Genomic DNA, 641 nt, shown 5'->3' on the forward strand with positions numbered 1-641 from the left:
CTAATTACCCGAAAATAGGGCTTGAATTTGTGATGATGCGCAGTAATATTGACCAGCTTCCCCTGCTGCCGCGCCTGGCTAAAGAAGTTGGCGCTCCCACGGTTCTGGTCACCAACTTGCTTGCCTATTCCGAGGATATGTATAAAGAAGTACTTTACGAAACCCCGGGTAGAGATCGTGAAATGGGCGCGGGAACACTGGCGCCACCTGACTGGGCAAGTTTACCGGAAGATTTCCGTTTTCCCGAACCTGCTGTCTGGCCTGCAATTGAAAAAGATTTCGTGCTGTGGGGTTCTTTAAGGCTGCCGAGGATGTACTGGGGCAGCAGCCGCAAATGCAGCTTTGTCGAGAATGATGCAGCGGTGATCCGTTATGACGGGGCGGTTGCTCCCTGTTACGGCCTGATGTACTCCTACCCCTACTACCTTGATAACAGGCGTAAAGATGTGAGTGAGCATATCCTGGGAAATATCAACGAAAGCAGCCTTTATGATATCTGGAACAGTCCGGAATATTTACGTTTCCGCTACCGGGTTAAAAATTACCGCTTCCCCTCGTGCATGGACTGCTCGACGGCAAAAAGCTGTGATTACACCGAGCAAAATGAAGACTGCTGGGGCAACTCCCCCTCTTGCGCCGAC

At 51.2% G+C, this 641-nt stretch carries 1 protein-coding gene; it reads left to right on the forward strand.

Annotated features, from left to right (window positions below):
* Window positions 1–641, forward strand: a 641-nt coding sequence (locus SCJ97_11710) for an SPASM domain-containing protein (protein ID MDW7740694.1), incomplete at both ends; no start/stop codon positions are given.

The organism is Bacillota bacterium (assembly GCA_033549065.1).
Taxonomy (GTDB): Bacteria; Bacillota; Dethiobacteria; order DTU022; family DTU022; genus JAWSUE01.